The following is a 17,468-nucleotide window of genomic DNA, read 5'->3' on the forward strand; positions in this document are numbered from 1 at the left end:
ACAGAAAGCCGTTCATGCAGATCCTGCACTTCAGAGCCGCCGGCGTGTCCGTGGTCATCGAATGCCCATCCGACGCCCTGCCCGCGATCCTGCACTGGGGGCCGGACCTGGGCCTACTCGACGACGAAGCGCTGGCCCACCTCGCGGCCGACCTGCGCCCCCAGCAGGACACCACGGTCGACGTGCCCGTACGGACTCCGCTGGTGCCGGAGGCCCGTACCGGCTGGATGGGCATGCCCGGACTGTCCGGCCACCACCAGGGACAGAACTGGTCCCCTGCTTTCACCGGCGTCACCTACCAGCAGGCCGGGCAGACCCTCACCGCCACCGCCCGAGACGAGCATGCCCGCCTCACCCTCACGATCATCGTCGAACTCGACCAATCGGGCCTCCTCCGCGCACGGGCGGACCTGCGCAACCAGCACGAACTGCCCTACACCCTGGACGCGCTCAACCTCGCCTTCGCCGTCCCCGGCACCCCCACCGACCTGCTCGACCAGGCCGGACGATGGGCCAAGGAACGCATCCCCCAGCGACGCTCCCTCACCGTCGGCACCCACCTGCGCGAGAACCGCCGCGGCCGGACCGGCCCCGACGCCGCCACCGTCCTGCTCGCAGGCACCTCCGACCTCGGCTTCCAGCGCGGCGAGGCATGGGGCCTGCACGTCGGCTTCAGCGGCAACCACCGTCACTACGCCGAACGCACCTCCACCGGCCGCACCATGCTGGGCGGCGGCGAACTGCTGCTGCCCGGCGAGGTCATCCTGCCGCCCGGCGATACCTATCGGACCCCGTGGCTCTACGCCACCTACGGCCGCGGCCTCGACCAGGCGGCCCGCCGCTTCCACGACCACCTGCGCGCCCGCCCCTCCCACCCGTCCACACCCCGGCCCGTCGTGCTCAACACCTGGGAGGCCGTCTACTTCGACCACGACCTGGACCGCCTGCTCCCCCTCGCCGACCTGGCCGCCCGGGTGGGGGTCGAGCGGTTCGTGCTCGACGACGGCTGGTTCAACGGCCGCCGCAACGACAGGTCCGGACTCGGGGACTGGTACGTCGACTCGGACGTCTGGCCCGACGGGCTGCATCCGCTGGTCAACCGGGTCAAGGAGCTCGGCATGCAGTTCGGGCTCTGGCTCGAACCCGAGATGATCAACCCGGACTCCGACCTGGCCCGCGCCCACCCCGGCTGGATCCTGCAGACCGGCGACCGCCTGCCACCCCCCGCCAGGCACCAGCAGGTCCTGGACCTGACCAACCCCGAGGCCTACGCCTACATAAAAGAACGACTGCTCGCCCTGACCAGCGAGTACGACCTCGACTTCATCAAATGGGACCACAACCGCGACCTCGTGGACGCCGGATCCACGATCCGGGACGGCCGGGCATCCGTCCACGCCCAGACCCACGCCGTCTACCGGCTGCTCGACGAGATCCGGGCCGAACGCCCGCGCCTGGAGATCGAGTCGTGCTCCGGCGGCGGGGGCCGCGTCGACCTCGGCATCCTGGAACGCACCGACCGCGTCTGGGCCAGCGACTGCATCGACCCGGCCGAACGCCGGCAGATCATGCGCTGGACCGGACAGTTGCTGCCGCCCGAGCTGATCGGCAGCCACATCGGCGCCGACCGTTCCCACACCACCGGCCGCCGCCACGATCTGCCCTGCCGAGCCACGGCCGCGTTCTTCGGCCACTACGGGATCGAGTGGGACCTCACCACCCTCACCGACGGCGAACTCGACGACCTGGCCGCCTGGATCGCCCTGCACAAACAGCACCGCCGCCTGCTCCACACCGGCGCCATGGTCCGCATCGACGACGCCCCCGAGAGCGTGCAGGCCCATGGCGTCGTCGCCGCCGACGCGACCGAGGCCATCTACGAGATCGCCATGATGGACCGCCCGTCCACCTGGCCACCGGGTCGTATCCGGCTGCCCGGCCTCGACCCGGCGACCGTCTACTCGGTGCGTGCCCTCATGCCCGTGACCGCGCACGGAGCGGCCCCGGCCTGGACGAGCGGCGGCTTCGCCCTGCCCGGCTCGGCCCTGGCGGTCTCGGGCATCGCCGTACCACCCCTGTTTCCCGACGAATCCGTGCTGGTCCACGTCATCGCCACAGCCGGACAGGACGCCCCAGGTGAGGGCTGAGCCTGGGGCGCCCGTTGCCGCATGCCGTACCGCGTCGATGGGTCATGCCACCTGGCAGGCGGCTCCGTTGAGGGTGTAGGAGGCGGGTTCGGTGGTGTTGCCGGTGTGCGTGGCCTGGAAGCCGATGGTGGTGGAGCCGCCCGGGGCGAGGGTGCCGTTCCAGGCGGCGTTGGTGGCGGTGACCTGAGCGCTGGCCGGCGAGTACGACGCGCCCCAGCCGTTGGTGATGGTCTGGCCACTGGGCAGGGTGAACACCAGCCGCCAGCCGTTGACCGTCGAGCTGCCGGTGTTGGTGATCGTGACGTTGCCGGTGAACCCGGTGTTCCAGGTGTTCATCGTGTACGCCACCCGGCACGCGCCGGTCGGCGGGGGCGTGCTGGTCGGGGTCACTGTCGAGGTCACGGTCGGGGTGGCGCCGCCGTAGATGGTGGCCTCCCTGGCCGTGGCCTTGATGCCGTTGGCGCCGTTGAAGATCCGCTGACCCCAGGTGGTGAGCCGGCCGGGGTCGAAGGCGGTCGCCATGTCCAGGATCGGGTCGGTGTTGCCGCTCCAGGACCAGCCGAGGTAGCCGAGCCCTCGCGACACCGCCTCGGACAGCAGTGTCTCGTGGTCCACCTCGTTGGCGCCGAACCGCCAGCCGAACTCGCCGATGACCAGCGGCCAGCCGTTGGCCTGGAACCGGTTGAGGTAGTCGGTGATCGACGCGGCGGTGTTGAACACGGCGTACATGTGGATGGACAGCACGGTGTTGCGCTTGGTGTCGGCGTTCAGGATCGTCTGGGCGTTGTCCCGCATGACGTACTGCCAGTCCTGGCCCCAGTTCGGCGCGTCGATCATGAGCAGGTGCTCGAAACCGTTGCTGCGCATCTTCTGGATGGCGGCGGTGGTCGCACTGGTCCACTGGGCGGCGTTGGTGTTGCCGATCGGCTCGTTGCCGATATTGATGACGACGTGGCTCTCCTGACCGACCAGCGCGCTCTTCTGGCTGATCCAGTAGTCGGCCGCCTCGTCGAGCGAGGCGGCCGCGCCCTCCTCGCCGTACCCGGTGGTGTCGTGCACCTCGAGGACGCAGATCAGCCGGTTCTGCCTGCACAGGGAGATCACATTGGCCACGTCGTTGGACGGACCCCACCGCTTGCCGCTGCCCAGCACCACGCGCACGGTGTTGGCTCCGAGCGCCTTGATGTCGGCGAACGAGTTGGTCTGGTTCGTGTACCAGACGTGGGGGTGGTTGACCCCGCGCATGGTGAACTTCTGGCCGTTGGCCTCGACGATGTTCGTGCCGCTGATGTGGAGCCCCACGGCCGCATGCGCGGGCTGGATACCTGTGACCAGGACGGCTCCCAACGCCACGGCTACGGCGACGAGCGCCGCGCCGACCGCTGCCACCCATGGCATGGATCTCATCTCGGATCTCCTCGTTGATCTTTCGCAACGATCGGCACCACGTCGGCAAGTCGGAGCCGGCTGGAACGCCCCCAGAATGTACGCAGAGCCGCAGCATCCGTACAGCCACTACCGCACCACCTGAACCGACCGGTCCAGTCCATTCATGGTCAAGGGGATGCTGAGCTGGCCGGATCCGGCTGGACCACTTCTCCGGCGGCTTCCCCAGGGCCCGTCTGACGATGAAAATTCCACGCCGGACCGACTCCTTCGCCACCGGCGCGAAGATCGCCGAATTGGGGCGAAGTGTCGGTCTTCTGCGTTACGGTCGCGTGGCATGATCATAAAAGGCAGCCAGATCGTGCTGGCCGGGCGGTTCAGCCGGCTTTCGAAGGATGCGGCCAAGCGCGGCTTGGAGGCGTTGGGCGCGAAGGTGACCGCGTCGGTCTCGGCGAAGACGGACCTGGTCTTCGCCGGGGCGAAGTCGGGGGCCAAGGCGGGTCCGGCGGCGGTGCGCGGCGTTCCGATCTACGACGAGGACGCGCTGGCGGCCGTGCTCGAAGGCCGGGAGCCCGGCACTCCGCCGCCGCTGCCGCCGTTCACCGGCGTTCCGGACGAGCGGATGGGACCCGACGAGGCCCTCGACGCCCTCAAGAACGCCGACTGGTCCGCTTTCTCCCCGGATCGAGACACCGTGCCGCTGCGGGACGCCCTGCGGGAGTTGGAGCGCGCCCACGGCGTCACCGACGCGCATCGCCTCGCGACCGCCCGGCTCCGCGACGCGGGCGCGCTGCTCCGCCACTCCGATGTGCACCACGGCGGGCTGAACGGCCACGCGCTCAGCCCGGACGGGCGCCACTTCGCGGCCGGAAGCTGGACCGGCGACGACTACGACCGGGGCGGGGTTCTGCAGGTCTTCGAGGTCGCCACCGGCCGCTGCGTCCACGCGATCGACGGCATCATGGGCGGCGTCGGCTTCGAGGACTACGCGCGCAGCCTCCAGTGGTCGGCGGACGGCACGCGAATCGCGCTGGAGTACAACACCAACGCGACCGGCGTGTGGGACCCGTTCGGCACCACCCACGAGCCGATCGCCGACGCGTTCTTCCTCGGCTCGGGCAGGCCGTTGGGCATGGCCCTCGCCCCCGACGGCAGGCGCGCGTTCGTCTACGGAGGCCAGTCGGACTTCATGCGCAACGTCATCGTGGCGATGCACGAGGGCTCGGTGGCCGGGCCGCCGGACGCCCAACCAGAGGGAACGGAGCCGATCGAGTTCAGCGGACCATCGCCGGACGAGCCCCGGGAAACCGGGAGCGACGAGCCCGAGTTCATCCTCAGCCGGGCGTTCTGGTCGCGCGACGGCTCCCGAGTCTACGGAGAGGCGAAGGACGAGTACGCGGCGATCTCGCTCGACGTGGAGAAACGGCGGGTCTCCTGGATTCTGGGCCTGGAAGAGGACCAGGACGCGGCTCCGCCCGAATGGAGCCTGGACGAACGACTCCTGGCCCACCAGCGCGACGGAAAGCTCATCATCGCCGACGCGCTGACGGGTGCGACGACGGCGGAGCTTCCCGGCTACCCGGGTGCCGACATCCTGTGCTGGGGGCCGGACGGTCGGCTGGCGGTGGTCGACCCGGCGGGCGGGACCGTCGGGATCATCGACGCGACGACCGGCGAGCACCGGCACGACCTGAGCATCCAGGCGGCCACCTCCAACCCGCGCGGCTGGGACGCCCGGTCGTGGGCCTGGTCGCCGGACGGCGAGCGGGCCGCCTGTGTAACCACCGAGGGGCGGATCGAGATCTGGTCGCTCGGTGAACGCCCCGAACGGCTGCGCGTCCTGGACGGCATCCGGCGCACGGTCGGCGACTGCCATCACGGCTTCGGCCTGGAATGGCCCGCCGACGACGTGCTGATCGCGATCGGCTCGCACGCGGTGCGCTTCCTGCGCCCCGAGACCGGCGAGATCGTGGCCGACCACCCCTTCCACCACACCCCGGCCGCCCGTCGCCCGCTCTTCTTCACCGGCCGTGACCTCGGCGACCGGCTCCGGCTCAACCCGACCTTCGCGCTGGACGAGGACACCTGGGCGGTGGCGTTCGAGGACGGCACGGTCATCGCGCGGCCCGGCCGGGACGACGATCTCGACGGTCGGCTCTGCTGGTCCGTCGCCCGCCGCTTCGCCTGGCCGTTCCGCTGGGGCGACCAGAGAATCTTCGCCGACCCCGCCCACGCGGGAGTGGGGGCGGCGGCACCGGAGACCGAGCGGCTGCTGGCGCCGTTCCGGGGACGTGGCAGCACGGCAGAGGCGACGCTGACGTGGCCGCCACCCGACACCGCCACCGTCACCGACCTGATCACGGTGGTCCGGGGCACGCTCGTCGACCTGACCGTTCAGAACTCTGGCTACGACGAGTGGACCGTCGACACGCTCCAGCAACTCGCGATGATCTGCGTACGGCGGAGCGAGGCCGCCGAAGCCCGCGAGCTGGCCCTGGCGATGCCGGAACACCGGCGACGTCGCGGACACCTCGCGCGGATCGCGCTCGCGCTCGGCGCGGCCGGTTTCGACGCCGAAGCCGCCGCCGTCCTCCCCTACGCCGACGACGATCTCGCGGACGTGAGCAACGCGGCGGACATGGCGGGGGACATGGCGGCGGTCGCCGGGGCCTGCGCGGTCCTGGGGCAGCGTGACCGCTCCGAGCGGTGGTTCGCCGCCGCTCGCGAGGCCGCCGACGCCCGCCGTACGGACTGGGAAGTGCGCCTGCCACTGGTCTGGGCGCTCACCGAGTGCGGCCGGGAGCGGGAGGCCCGCGTCGTGCTGGACGAGGGCGTGGGCACGCCGAGGGGCCGGCACCACGGCGTGCCCTGGCTGGTCTGCCTGCTCAGACGGGGTGAAACCGAGCTGGTGCGCGAGCTGATCGGGGAGCGCAGCGAGCCGAACGACCCGGAGCAGCCGCACTCCTACGGCGTGCGCTGGTTCGACGACTGGACGGCGGCCCGCGCGCTCACCTTGTACGGCCAGCCGGACCTGCTCCGGCTGTGGGGCGAGATCAACTGGTCTTGGGTGCAGGACGACCTGCCGGTGGCCGAGCGGATCGCGGCCGAGGGCAGGCCGACCGGCCCGACCTACAACCAGTTGACCGATCTCGCCGCCCAGCACGCCGGGCTCGCGAAACTCCCCAAGGCGGCGAAGCGCCGCGAGTCCGCGCAGGTGGCCCGGGACGCGGCGGAGTGCGGCCACGTCAGCGCCGTGCTCGACCTGCTGCCCGGGACGGGCGAACCCGGCGAATACGGGCTGGACAGCAACACGCGCACCTGGGTCGCGTTCAGCGCCGTGCGGACCATCGCGATCGGTGTGGACGTCGACGTGTGGTGATCGAGTGCCCCGGCGGGTCATAGGTGTTGGTGCCGGCACCGACCATTCGTCGCCCGAAACGGCCCGAGGCGTCTTCTGGGGACGGGTCGTTTGCGGGTGAGAACGGGCGTCTGCGGGCCGATGGGCTCAGCTGAGCGTGCAGCTCGGTTGGGGTGGCGCGTTGGTCGTGTTGTTCCAGGTGGCGATGAAGCCGAAGGTGGTGGACGCACCGGCCGGCAGGCTGCCGTTGTAGGCGACGTTGCGTGCGGTGGCGGTGGCCGCGTTCTGGGTGAGTGTGGTGTTCCACGATTCGCGGACCTGCTGGCCGTTGGCGAAGGTGAAGGTCGTCGTCCAGGCGGAGGCCGCGCTTGGCGAGTCGTTCTTCACCGTGACCTCGCCCTGGAAGGAGCCGCCCCACTGGGAGATCACCCGGTAGGTGGCGGTGCACCGGCCGCCGGCGGGCGGCGGGGTCACGGACGGAGACGGCGAGGGGCTGGGCGAGGTCGGCGGGATCACTCCGTCGAGCACCTTCTTGACGGACGGGTACCAGCGGTCGGCCATCTTCCGGAAGCCGGCGTCGTTGGGGTGCACCCCATCACCGGTGTCCGTGGCCGTGTTGAAGCCGGTCCACAGGTCCGCGACGACGATGGGCGACTGTGCGGTCGTGAGGCCGGCGGCCCAGGCCGGGATCGCGTTGTCGAGCGCCACCACGCTGGCCGCGCAGGTGGCGCAACCGGACGGATTCATGGGGATGATCTGCGCCACGATGATCTTCATGGTGGGATTGTGCGCTCGCATCTGGCCGACCAGCTTCGTGTAGGCGGCCAGGACGGTACTGGTGGGGATGAAGCCGCCCCACATGTCGTTGGTGCCCAGGTGCATGAGGACGATGTCGGGCTTGGCCGCGTTCAGCCACGGCGGCAGCTGATTCTGGTCGGCGATGCCGGTGGCGGCGTAACCGCCGTGACCCTCGTTGTCGCCGTCGTAGGAGAACCCATAGTTGCAGCCGCCGTCGGGGTCGCTGCCGACGAAGTCGATATTCGTGTATCCGGTCGTCTGCAACTGGTTCCAGAGCAGGGCGCGCCAGCAGCCTGGTCCGGCGGTGATGGAGTCGCCGAGCGGCATGATGCGAACGGGCGCCGCCGCCGCCGACAGCGCGGGCAGAGCGGCCCCTAAGAAGACCGCCGCGACTAACACGGCGAGTAAGGCGTACAGGTGGGATCCGCGAATCATGGGTGACTCCTGCCAGAGACGATCGACGTCACGTGAATCCCCGCCGGGTTGGCTCCAAGTGAGCAGGTGTGCCTTGAACCCAGCCAGTGGGAGCGCTCCCAGACGATCTGCCCGACCGGGGCGCTTCGCAAGAACACCCTGCGGCCGGGAACCGGGACGCCCACGCCGACCTCGGACAAAGGACAGAGCGGCACTGAAACTTTCAGCCGGTTCTCCACCGTGAGCTGGCGCGAGGCGCTCACGGCGTGCACGCCGGCCTGACGGGGTGATCAGCAGATCGTCAGGCCGGCATGTGGACGGATGATCTTCCGCCGTTGTGGAACAGGGCCGGTTGGCATCCCGGAGAGGTCTGGTAGCCGCGGGAGGCCGGCGCGTTCGGCGTGACGTCGTCGGGTGGCAGGTGTTCGCCGTCAGACGGCGAAGACCTGGGAGTCGTCAGCGAACGCCTTGAACTCCAGGGCGTTGCCCGCGGGGTCGAGCAAAAACATCGTCCACTGCTCCCCGGCCTGTCCCTCGAAGCGCACGTACGGCTCGATGACGAACGCGGTGCCTGCGGCGCGGAGCCGGTCGGCGAGCCGGTGGAACTCCGAGACGGCCAGGAGCAGGCCGAAGTGCGGCACCGGGACGTCGTGGCCGTCGACCGGGTTGTGAATCCGCCGGGCGCGGCCCGGCCCCAGATGCGTGACGAACTGGTGGCCCTGCAGGTTCCAGTCCACCCAGGTGTCCGCGCTGCGGCCCTGCTCCAGGCCCAGCACCTCGCCGTAGAAGTGACGCGCGGCGGCCAGATCGTCGACCGGCATGGCCAGGTGGAACCGCGGGATCGGGGAGTCGAGAACGGTCATGGCAAGGACTTCCTTCCTAAAACGCCAGAGAGGTGTAGCAATGTTAACATTACGACAATAAGGCAATCAGGGCGCGGCCATGAGAGGCTCAGGTCATGAGTGAACAGGGCAGGGTGACACCGGCCCGCCGCCGGGGCCTCGCCGACGAGGTCGCGGACCGCATCCGGGAGGCCATCTTCGCCGGGGTCTATGCTCCTGCGGCGCAACTGCGCGAGGTGGAACTGGCCGGCGCGCTGGAGGTCAGCCGCGGCCCGGTACGCGAGGCACTCCTCCGGCTGGAGCAAGAGGGCCTGGTCCGCAGCACCTGGCACCGCGGCACCACCGTCACCACGCTCTCCCCCGAGGACGTCGCCGAACTCGACAGTCTGCGCGGCGCGCTGGAACAGCTCGCCGTCCGACTGGTGATCACCCACGCCTCGGACGAGGTCCTCGCGACGGTCGAGAAGGCGGCCCAGCGCATGGAACACGCCGAGGACGAGCACGCGATGGTGCGACGCGACATCGCCTTCCACGACGCCGTGTACACCGCCACCGGGCACCGGCGCCTGCAGGAGGCTTGGCAGGCCATCCGCTCCCAAGTCCACTTGTTCCTGCTGACCAGGATCGGCCTCAGCTCCGAGGGCTATCTGTCGCACATCGCCGGCGAGCACCGCGAACTGGCGGCCGCCCTGCGCGCCCGCGACATCGGCGACGCCCTGGAACTGTTCGCCACCCACCGCCGCCACGCCTTCGACGTACTCACCGACCCCGGCGGCCACCGCTGACCTCGGCCTCGTCGAGATCAGCGGCGCCGTGGCTCCGCTCGATCGCCTCGATGGCGTGACGGCGGATCACCGCCGATCACAGGACCGATCCAGCTCCGCGGCCAGGGCGGCCACCTCGCCTAGCTGTACTGCCCTGACGCGGTCTGAATCCGCATGATGACGAAGCCTCCCGGCCCGGCCTGGTGCTGGACGGGCTCGGGCGCGATCATGAGCGTTTCCCCTAGCGGCAGGTGATGGTGGCGTCGGCGAAGTCGACGTGGTCGGAGTAGGCGTTGTCGCCGCCGTTGGTGGCGACCAGCCGTACGTGGCGGGCGCCCTCGACGGAGGCGGTGACCTTCGCGGCGGGGCCGGCGCCGGTGATGAGACCGGAGTGGGCGACGCGGCCGCCGTCGACCCACACCTCGAAGCGGGCGGAGCCTGCCCCGCCGACCTCGTCGTCGATGCCGGCCAGGAACTCGACAGCGGCACAGCGGCCGGCGGTGTAGTACTCGATCTCGGCGGGCGCGTGTGCGCCGAGCCCCTTGGCGTACCGGACGCCCTCGATCGTGAGCGGGCGGCCGTCCCCGGCGCCGCCCTCGCCGTTGCTGGCGTCCTTCTCGACGGGGCCGAGGTGGTTCTTGACGGAGGTCCAGGTCAGGTCGCTGAGGTAGGTGGTGCCGGAGCCGGGCGCTCGGGCGATTCTGACGACCGCGGCCCCCGGCACCTGACCGCCGTCGAAGGCCGCGGCGGCGGTGAGCTCGTGGTCGGCGTGGGCCGCGTCGGCCGGCGGGGTGACGGCCCAGGTGACGGTGAACGTCTCGCCGCCGCGCAGCCGGCCGGTGGTGGCGGGCGTGCGGGCGGCGGCCTGCCATCCCTTGGGTACGGCCAGCGTCACGGTCAGATCGCGCAGCGTGCGGGTGGCGCCGGTGTTGGTCACCCGGGTGACGATCTCACCGCTCCTACCGGGCTCCAGCACGGAGGGCCGGTCGTCGCCGGGGACGGACGGGTCCACCTCGAACGTCACCAGCGGAACCTGGGCCCGGCCGTCCGACACCCGGTACATGGCGGCGCCGTGCGCGGGGAGCTGCGCGGACAGGACGCCGTCGGTACCGGTCACCGCGCCGGTCCACAGGTCCTCGACGCGATGGCGGCCCGGACCGAGGTCGGTGGAGATCGTTGCCGCCCGGTCGCTCTCGTTGAACAGTACGACGGCCCGGTCACCGTTCGCCAGGGGCTTGGCGAGCACGTGGTACCAGCCGTCGGACTCGATGAGGGTGCCGTGCGCGCCGAGCCGGTCCTGGCCGACGGCGATCACGTCGGGGTCGGCGACGATCGCCGCGGGCGCCTTGGCGGGGTCGGCCTGGAGGATCAGCGGCGCCGCACTGATGGCCCAGAGGGAGAACTGGGCGCGGTACTCGGTGTCGGTCATGCCGCCGAGCCCGGCCTGGATCAGGTCGGGGTCCGCCCAGCTTCCGGCACCGGCGTACTCGGCGCGGAGCTGGTTGAACTCCCAGATGTCGACCATGTTCGGATAGTTGTCGGCGATGGGCCGGTTGTAGACGTTGGTCCGCCAGGTGGTGGTGCCGGCGTCCTTGCCCCACAGCCAGGGGACGGTGCTGCCGTCCTCGTTGTTCATGGCGAACACGACGCCGTCGCCGAGCGCCTGGCGCATCCGCGGGTAGAGGGTCTGGGCGATCTGCTGGACGTTCTGGCCGGGGAAGTCGCCGGTGGGGATGGTGCACCAGTCGTACTTGACGTAGTCGGCGCCCCACGCCTTGATCTGGGCGGCGTCGGCGGCCTCGGCGTTGTAGGAGCCGGGGCCGCCGCCGGCGCACGCCTTGGTGCCGGCCGAGATGCTCAGGCCCAGCTTGAGTCCCTTGCCGTGGACGTACTCTGCGAGGGCTTCGACGCCGCCGGGGAAGCGGGCCGGGTCGGCGGCCAGGGCGCCGCCCGAGCGCTGCGGGGCCAGCCAGCAGCCGTCGAGGATGACGTACCGGTAACCGAGCGGCGCGAGAGGGGCGAGCGCGTCGGCGGCCTGCCGTACGGACGCCTCGGAGACCGAGCAGCCGAGCGAGCGGCTGCTCCAGCCCATCGGCGGCCCCTCGGCAGCGGCCTCGGCAGGAGCCTCGGCGGAGGCGGATAACGGCACGGAGAGCATGGCGAGGAGGACCGCCGCGAGGGCGGCCGGTGCGGTGCGCATGAGGGGTTCCCGTCAGGTCGGGTTGAGTGCGGGGACGCCGGGCTCGATGACGAAGGAGCCGGAGGTGTAGGCGGGGGCGTACGGCTCGGTGACGCGGGCCAGCGAGCGGAAGTCGACCTTCATCTCGCGGTCGCTGATCCGGGCGCGGACGTAGCCGCGGCGGCCGTTGAAGAACTTGACGTGCGGATTCTCCGCGAGCAGGTCCTGGGTGTTGGGGTACTCGTCCAGGCCGTTGCCGGCGCTGGTCACCGAGGTGGTGACGAGTTCGACGGCGACGGACTTCGACTCGGGGTCGCGGTAGTCGCGCTTGATCTCGCCGGCCCAGTGGGAGTGCACGTCGCCGGTGAGGACGACGGCGTTGCGCTTGTGGGTGTCGATGGCGGTGGCCAGGCGGTCGCGGGAGGCGACGTAGCCGTCCCAGCCCTCGTTGGAGTAGCCCTTGCCCGCACCGTTGACCCAGTCCATCTCCATCATGAACACCTGCTGGCCGAGCAGGTCCCAGGTGGCTTCGGAACCCTTCAGCTCACCGTCGAGCCAGGCTTCCTGCTCCTGGCCGAGAATGGTGCGATTGGGGGCGAAACGCTCCTGGCAGTCGGGACCGACGGTGCCGCTGCGGCCGGTGCACGCGTACAGGTCGCGGTACTGGCGGGTGTCGAGCAGGTGCAGGTTGGCGACGGCGCCCCAGCGGATGGTGCGGTGCAGGCGCAGCGACGAGCCGTCCGGCTTCTGGGCGCGGCGCAGCGGCATGTTCTCGTAGTACGCCCGGAAGGCGTCGGCGCGGCGCTTGAGGAAGGGCGGGTCGGGCTGTTCCGGGATGTCTCCGGCCCAGCCGTTCTCGATGTCGTGATCGTCCCAGACCACCACCCAGGGGGCGATGGCGTGCGCCATCCGCAGCTCGGGGTCGGCCTTGTGCTGGGCGTGCCGGAGCCGGTAGCCGGCCAGGTCGAGGCACTCGCCGCCGGCCTGGTCGCGCACGGGGTACTTGTAGTCGCCGTACTCGTAGATGTAGTCGCCGAGGAAGGCGATGAGGTCGGGCTGGTCCTCGGCCATCCTGCGATACGGGGTGAACCAGCCGGTCTGGTAGTCGGCGCAGGAGGTGAACGACAGGTTGAGCTCACGGCCGCGGCCGCCGCGTGCGGGCGCGGTGACGGTGCGGCCGATGTCGGAGATGTCGTTGCCGGCGCGGAAGCGGTAGAAGTACTCGGCGCCGGAGTTGAGGCCGCCGAGCTCCACGTGGACGCTGTGCGCCTCCTCCTGTCGGGCGATCTCGGTGCCGCGGCGTACCACGTGCTTGAAGTTCTCGTCCTTGGCGATCTGCCACTGGACGGGGACGGGCCGGGCGGGCATGCCGCCGAGGCCGTCGAGGGCGAGGGGGTCGGGGGCGAGACGCGTCCAGAGCACCGCGCCGTCGGACGTGGGCTCGCCGGAGGCGACGCCGAGTTGGAAGGGGTCGGACAGGGGGGCACGACGGGCCACCGCCTGCACGGGGCTGCTGCCCAGTGCGGCGGCCAGTCCCGCGCTCGCGCCCCCGGCGAACAACGCACGCCGGGTGATCATGGGTTGGGGGGCTCCCTACTGAATGCTGGCGTTGCCTGCGGCAACTGCCTGGTCTACGGCCTGCTCCGGGGTGAGCCTGCCGAGGTACATCTCGCTGAACTTGGCCTCGAAGCCGGTGGTGACGGGCAGCGGGAATGCGGCACCCTCAGCCGTGCTCGAACACCCGCACCTCGCCGGGAGCGCGCCTGACCTCACCGATGTCTGCGAACGACACTGCATTCCTCATCTCACTTACGAAGGAAGGCTTCATTAGTAGCAGTGGGCAATCGCGGAGGTCAATGGGCAGTTCTCTTGTATATGCAGGAAGATAAGGAGGTATGGACAGCTGCTGGACACTGGCATAATTTGCAGTTACAAAGGAGACCTACATTACGGACGGTTTGGTGGACCTACGCGGCGGTGACCTGTCCCGGCTCAGGCAGCTCAACTCGCTGACCGCGATCAGGGCGCTGCGTGCGGCCGGGCCGCTCACCCTGTCGGCACTCGCCGACAGGGCCGGGCTGTCGCGCCCCTCCATGAAGGAGGTCGTCGACGAGCTCACCTCGCTCGGCTGGGTCGAGGAGGTGCCGCCGAGCCCCGGCACCATGGGGCGACCGGCCCGGCGCTACCGCTTCCGCGCCGACAGCGGCCACCTCGTCGGCGTCGACATCGGCGGGCACAATGTCCGGGCCGCGCTGTCCGACCTCGACGGCCATGTCCTGACCGAGACCCGGCAGCCCGTCGAGCCGGACGCCCCGCTGGACGAACGCCTGGCCGCCATCGAGCGCGCCGTGTCCGGCTGTCTCGCGGCCAGCCGCAAGAACCCCGCCGACCTGTGGGCCCTCGCCGCCGGCAGCACCGGCGTGATCACTCCGGACGGCCGTATCGCGCTCTCGAAGGCCGTCCCGGCGTGGACCGGCCTCGACCTTGCCGGCCGCCTGCGGGAGATGTTCCCGTGCGAGATCCTGGTCGAGAACGACAGCCGGCTCGCGGCGCTTGCCGAGTTCCGGCGGGGCGTCGCCCGCGATGCCCGGGACGTGGTGTTCCTCCACGTCGGCAGGCGCATGGGCGCCGGTCTCATCATCGACGGCAAGGTCCACCGCGGATTCGGCGTGGCCGCCGGCGAGGTCGCCCTGCTGCCGGAGTTGCGCTGGTTCGACGCCCCCGAGCACCTCAACACGTGCGCCGCCGTACCGCCCGGCACCCCGCCCGAGGACGCCGCCGGCCACACGCTGGCCGCCGCCCGGTCCGGCGATCCGGTCGCGTTGGAGGCGGTCGGCCGCTACGTCGACGACCTGGCCGTGGGCACCGCCGCGATGGTCCTGCTGCTCGACCCGCAGATGGTCGTCCTCGGCGGCGGGTTCTCCCGCTCCGCCGACGTGCTCCTGCCGCCGCTGCGTGACCGGCTCGAACGGCGTTGCGTCCGTCTCCCAGAGATACGGGCCTCGACGCTGGGTGACGAGTGCGTGGTGGTGGGCGCGATCGACCACGCGGTGGAGCATGTCGGCCGCCGGTTCTTCACCCCCGACGCGGGGCCGCTGCCCCTCAGCCGCTGACGCGACCGGTCCCCCCGGGCCAGGTGATCACCGAGCCCGCGCCATCGCCATCGGCCGATCAACCGCACATGCAGCACTCCCACCACGCTGATAGGGGCAGCCGAAGTCCGCCGCGTGACCTGCAGGATGCTCTCGCGTACGGCGGGCGGGACGCCGAAGTCCATGTCGGCCACCCACGCTCCGGTGGTGCGGGGGACAGGAAGCCCCACTTGACGCCGTGCCCCGAGCGCAGCCGTCCGACGTCGATGGCCTCGAACGGGTCGGCGGGCAGGCGGTTCACGGCGTCACCCCGCATGCTGCCGGGCGAGGATGACGTCGCGCAGGATCTCCATCTGACCGTGGTGCTGCGCGAGCTCCTCATAGACGTGCAGCAGCGCCGCCCCCTGGGTCAGCTCGCGGTCGGGGCCGAGGAAGTGCGCGGGTGGCGTGCCGCGGAGCCGGGCGGCGGGAACGGCCGCGCGCACGTCCTCGGCGAGCCTGGCCCGTACCGCTGTCACGCTGTCCAGCAGCGGACCGACGGGGCCGGCGCTCGCGAACTCGCCGTCGCGGTCGCGGACGACCTCACGTCCCGCGACGAGCGCCCCGGCCCAGTACGACACCACTCCCAGGCAGTGGGCGAGCAGCGCGTAGGGCGAGTTGGCGCCGGGGAACGGCGGTCTGGCGTTGGCGAGCCGGTCGCCGAGGCCGGCGACGATGCCGGCCATCCCGTCCAGGGCACGGTCGACGTAGTAGAGGTAGTCGTCATCGGTGATCACATATGGCTCCTGCCCTGGACCCGGAGTTGACGCGCTCCCCGGGGTGGATCCCGGGCGCTCCGAGTTCTGCCTGAGAGCAATCGTCAGGACTTGCGGATCGATTGGGCGCGGTCGTCAAGGTGCCCATGGGACATCCGTGGCTCAGGTCAGCGCGGCGGTGACGCGCCGACGGAGCTGGGACTCGTGGCGGGGGTCGGTGCACAGCGTCACGGTCAGCCCCGCCTTGGCGGCGTCGGCGAGGACGGCCAGCAGGACGGCGAGCTGCTCCGGGGGCTCGGCGGCCAGCAGTTCCTCGGCGTGCTCCACGACGAGGACGACGGCGGCGGTATCGGTGTCGGTGTCGGTGTCGCGCAGGGAGTCGGTGAGCGCGTCCCAGTTGCGGCCGAAATAACCGGGCAGGCGCAGGGCCCGCGCCACCTCCTCGAAGAAGGCGGCGCGGGTCCGGCAGGCCCGCCCGTCCACCACCGCCGGGGCCGGGCCGGTGGACAGCGTCAGCCAGCGCGGCAGCGGACGTGCGGCGGAGCTCATGGCGGTCCTAGAGACGGTAGAAGTCGGTGTAGTGGTTGGGCGAGAACCACGTCGTGCCGGTGCTGCGGTTGACGACGATGCGGTACGCGTCCCGCGCGGCACCGCGTGAGCGGGAGTACACGTCGTACTCGTAGTAGGTGGCGCCGCTGGGAAGCTGGCCCTCACGGTTGTAGAAGCGGCCGCCCGTGTAGTTGTAGCGGCCGTCGGGCCAGGAGTACCAGCCGGAGGCGGTGGGGAAGCTCTTGGAGGCCCAGATCGACCTGGCCGAGCGGGCGTCGGCGCAGCGGGAGATCGTGCAGGAGTCGTAAACCGCCGCGCTGGCGGGGGCGACGCCGACCAGGCCGATGAGGGAGATGAGGGCGGCGAGGATGACGGTGAGCCGGACGGGCCAGGCGGGTCGAGGACGCGTGGGAGCGTGCACGGAGCCTCCTTGCGGGGGATGTGACGGACATTGTCATGATCGCTGTTCGTCTCGGGTCAGACAAAGAAGAACAATGCCAAGGAATGGTGAACAATTGTCGGCCAGCTTCACCAGAGTAGGACGCGGGGTCCCCTCCGGCGCGCTCCGTACGAAGTCCGTGCCCGGGGTCAGCTCGATCGTGCCGTCGTACAGCAGCCGCTGTCCGGGCGGAGATTCATCGCGGACGCGATGAAAGCTTCATCCCGGGGGCATCCGGCCCTCCTGGCCGAGGTGACACGGTGCTGCTCCGGCGGACCTACGTTCTGATCTTCGTGGAGCACGGGACCTGATTTCGAGCGGAAGAGCGCCTCCCTGCCAGGAATGTGTTGCCCGTGCCGCGGCAGCGCATCACGTCGGCGCATCAGCCATCTCCAGATGTGAGCGTTAACATTCCCTCGCAAGGTCAACCCGCGTAGATCGTGGGGTTCATGAGCAACCCGAGTGACGTGGTCGCTCGAGTCGCATTCACGTTGCCGGTGCGTTGCAGCCGAGTGAAAACGCTCGCACCGACATTGTCAAGAGGGCGTTGCGGGACAGTCAGTCGCACAGGCCCCGATGCGTTTGGGGTATTGACCGCTGCAATGCCAGCGATCACACTGCCCGTAACAACGCCCAGCCGCACCCGTTCAACCATCGAAGCCTGGCGCACCTGGCCTCTGGGCGCAGAAATGTTAGCGCTAACAGCTCCTGGAGTGCCGTCTGATGCCCTCCTCACCCGTAAGCC

Annotated in this window: 12 protein-coding genes; 4 read left to right on the plus strand and 8 right to left on the minus strand. The window is 70.5% G+C overall.

Features of this window, described 5'->3' with window-relative positions; translation table 11 throughout:
- Nucleotides 1-14 precede the first annotated feature (14 nt).
- Complete coding sequence (locus tag MBA17_RS24390) at nt 15-2,147, plus strand: alpha-galactosidase (protein ID WP_238498884.1); 2,133 nt, start codon at nt 15-17, stop codon at nt 2,145-2,147.
- Between the two features lie 42 nt (nt 2,148-2,189).
- Here MBA17_RS24390 and MBA17_RS24395 read toward each other — a convergent pair whose 3' ends face one another.
- Complete coding sequence (locus tag MBA17_RS24395; RefSeq protein WP_238498885.1) at nt 2,190-3,554, minus strand: cellulase family glycosylhydrolase; 1,365 nt, start codon at nt 3,552-3,554, stop codon at nt 2,190-2,192.
- Nucleotides 3,555-3,870: 316 nt separating this feature from the next.
- On the opposite strand from MBA17_RS24395, the gene MBA17_RS24400 reads away from it, so the two are divergent.
- Complete coding sequence (locus MBA17_RS24400; RefSeq protein ID WP_238498886.1) at nt 3,871-6,912, plus strand: WD40 repeat domain-containing protein; 3,042 nt, start codon at nt 3,871-3,873, stop codon at nt 6,910-6,912.
- A 126-nt stretch (nt 6,913-7,038) separates the two neighbouring features.
- On the opposite strand, the gene MBA17_RS24405 is transcribed toward MBA17_RS24400, so the two are convergent.
- Both MBA17_RS24405 and MBA17_RS24410 read right to left on the minus strand, forming a co-directional pair.
- Complete coding sequence (locus tag MBA17_RS24405; RefSeq protein ID WP_238498887.1) at nt 7,039-8,124, minus strand: cellulose binding domain-containing protein; 1,086 nt, start codon at nt 8,122-8,124, stop codon at nt 7,039-7,041.
- A gap of 410 nt (nt 8,125-8,534) precedes the next feature.
- A complete protein-coding gene (locus tag MBA17_RS24410; RefSeq protein WP_238498888.1) occupies nt 8,535-8,966 on the minus strand; it encodes a VOC family protein in 432 nt (143 codons plus the stop codon).
- Between the two features lie 95 nt (nt 8,967-9,061).
- Here MBA17_RS24410 and MBA17_RS24415 point away from each other — a divergent pair, with 95 nt between their 5' ends.
- A complete protein-coding gene (locus tag MBA17_RS24415; protein WP_238498889.1) occupies nt 9,062-9,730 on the plus strand; it encodes a GntR family transcriptional regulator in 669 nt (222 codons plus the stop codon).
- A gap of 220 nt (nt 9,731-9,950) precedes the next feature.
- Here MBA17_RS24415 and MBA17_RS24420 read toward each other — a convergent pair whose 3' ends face one another.
- Together MBA17_RS24420 and MBA17_RS24425 are read right to left on the minus strand one after the other, a co-directional pair.
- A complete protein-coding gene (locus MBA17_RS24420; RefSeq protein WP_238498890.1) occupies nt 9,951-11,909 on the minus strand; it encodes an NPCBM/NEW2 domain-containing protein in 1,959 nt (652 codons plus the stop codon).
- A gap of 12 nt (nt 11,910-11,921) precedes the next feature.
- Nucleotides 11,922-13,466, minus strand: coding sequence for an alkaline phosphatase D family protein (locus tag MBA17_RS24425; RefSeq protein WP_238498891.1), 1,545 nt, complete (start codon nt 13,464-13,466; stop codon nt 11,922-11,924).
- A 383-nt stretch (nt 13,467-13,849) separates the two neighbouring features.
- Here MBA17_RS24425 and MBA17_RS24430 point away from each other — a divergent pair, with 383 nt between their 5' ends.
- Nucleotides 13,850-15,001, plus strand: a complete 1,152-nt coding sequence (locus MBA17_RS24430; RefSeq protein WP_238498892.1) for an ROK family protein — start codon at nt 13,850-13,852, stop codon at nt 14,999-15,001.
- Nucleotides 15,002-15,285: 284 nt separating this feature from the next.
- Here MBA17_RS24430 and MBA17_RS24435 read toward each other — a convergent pair whose 3' ends face one another.
- From MBA17_RS24435 to MBA17_RS24445, 3 genes are all read right to left on the minus strand, one after another.
- A complete protein-coding gene (locus MBA17_RS24435) occupies nt 15,286-15,756 on the minus strand; it encodes a mycothiol transferase (RefSeq protein ID WP_238498893.1) in 471 nt (156 codons plus the stop codon).
- Nucleotides 15,757-15,897: 141 nt separating this feature from the next.
- The gene (locus MBA17_RS24440; RefSeq protein WP_238498894.1) at nt 15,898-16,284 is read right to left on the minus strand and encodes a barstar family protein; all 387 of its coding nucleotides are present in this window, start codon (nt 16,282-16,284) and stop codon (nt 15,898-15,900) included.
- Nucleotides 16,285-16,291: 7 nt separating this feature from the next.
- On the minus strand, nt 16,292-16,705 hold the full coding sequence (locus MBA17_RS24445) for a ribonuclease domain-containing protein (protein WP_238498895.1): 414 nt from the start codon (nt 16,703-16,705) through the stop codon (nt 16,292-16,294).
- Nucleotides 16,706-17,468: the final 763 nt, after the last annotated feature.

This window comes from Dolomitihabitans soli, from assembly GCF_022213955.1.
Classification (GTDB): domain Bacteria; phylum Actinomycetota; class Actinomycetes; order Streptosporangiales; family Streptosporangiaceae; genus Streptosporangium_A; species Streptosporangium_A soli.